Origin of the sequence: Cupriavidus sp. HPC(L), from assembly GCF_000307735.3 — a bacterium.
GTDB lineage: Bacteria > Pseudomonadota > Gammaproteobacteria > Burkholderiales > Burkholderiaceae > Cupriavidus.
The window spans coordinates 1-1,168 of record NZ_AMPR02000402.1 but is presented as its reverse complement, the minus strand read 5'-3'; the positions used below and the strand labels follow the sequence as shown (position 1 = coordinate 1,168).

At 70.7% G+C, this 1,168-nt stretch carries 1 protein-coding gene and 1 pseudogene; one reads left to right on the top strand and one right to left on the bottom strand.

The annotated features are described in order from the left end of the window. On the bottom strand, positions 1–933 hold a 933-nt coding region (locus tag B551_RS18485; RefSeq protein ID WP_043441258.1), incomplete at its 3' end, for a methyltransferase domain-containing protein. Between B551_RS18485 and B551_RS26210 the strand changes: the two are divergent. After that, positions 919–1,168, top strand: a pseudogene (locus B551_RS26210) (ComF family protein); the annotation flags it as partial. The gene B551_RS18485 and the pseudogene B551_RS26210 sit on opposite strands and share 15 nt — an antisense overlap.

Here is a 1,168-nt window from a genome sequence, read left to right as displayed (position 1 = left end):
GATGCGGTCGATCGGCACCACGGCACGGCCCAGTTCGTCGCGGGCCTGGCCGCCCTTGGGCGGCAGCTTCCACGCATGGCCGTAGACGATCTCGAACGTCAGCGCGATCACGCCGTCGCGATTGCGGCGGCGCTCGAGCGCGGCCAGCAGATTCTGGTGCCAGTGCCGGCCCTTCAGTCCGCGCATGCCATGCGCATCGTCGCCCGCGGGCCGGCGCAAACCGCCGAACGCATGCACGTCGCGCAGCAGCCGCTCGGGCGTCTCGTAGGTGACCGTCAGCGTTTCCATGTCCATCACTGGCGTCGACCAGCCGCTGTGGACCAGCATGTCGCCGATATCGTGCATGTCGACGAAGCGCAGCGTATGCGGCTCGCCATCGACCTCGGCGAACGCATCGCGCAGCTCGCGCAAGGTATCGGGACCGAACAGCGAGAACAGCGCCAGGCCGTCGGTCCGCGTCACGCGATGCCATTCGGGAAACACGCGATGCGGTTCGGGATGCCAGTGCAGCGCCAGGTTTGACCACAGCAGGTCGAAGGCGCCTTCCGCAAAGGGAAGCGTGGCAAGATCGCCCTGCACCAGATCGAAGGTCGGCCGCTTGCCGAGCAGGCGGCCAAGCCAGCCGGGCTGCCGCTGCGGATCGCGTTGTGCGGCATGCGCCAGCATCGCGCCCGAGATATCGAGGCCGGCGATCTGCGCGTCGGGATACTGCGCGCGCAGCGCGGCCAGCCCCTGCCCCTGACCGCAGCCGATATCGAGCGCGCGCTCGGGCTGGATGCGGATCAGTTGCATGCGCTCCTGCATGCGCCGGCCGATCTCGCCGAGCAGAAAATCCAGCTGGGCGAAGCCGGGGCTGCGCCGGTCGAAGGCGAGCCGGGTCAGCCGCGCGGGCGGCAGATAGGTATCGGGGGAGTCGGCGTGAGACGTGGACACGGAAGCGGCGGCAAGGACGAGGATCGGCACGGCAGGACCGGACGCGGGCGGCGCGAAAGCACTGCGGGGCCGCGCGGCGGCGCCGGGCCGACAGTATACGCGCGCCTCACCGCGCTTGCCGGCGGCGTGCGCGAGCGGCTGGCGCAGTGGTGGCTGCCCTGTGCCTGCGTGCTGTGCGGCCAGGTGCAGTCCGACGTGGTCTGCGCCGGCTGTGCGGGGGACCTGCTGGCGCCGA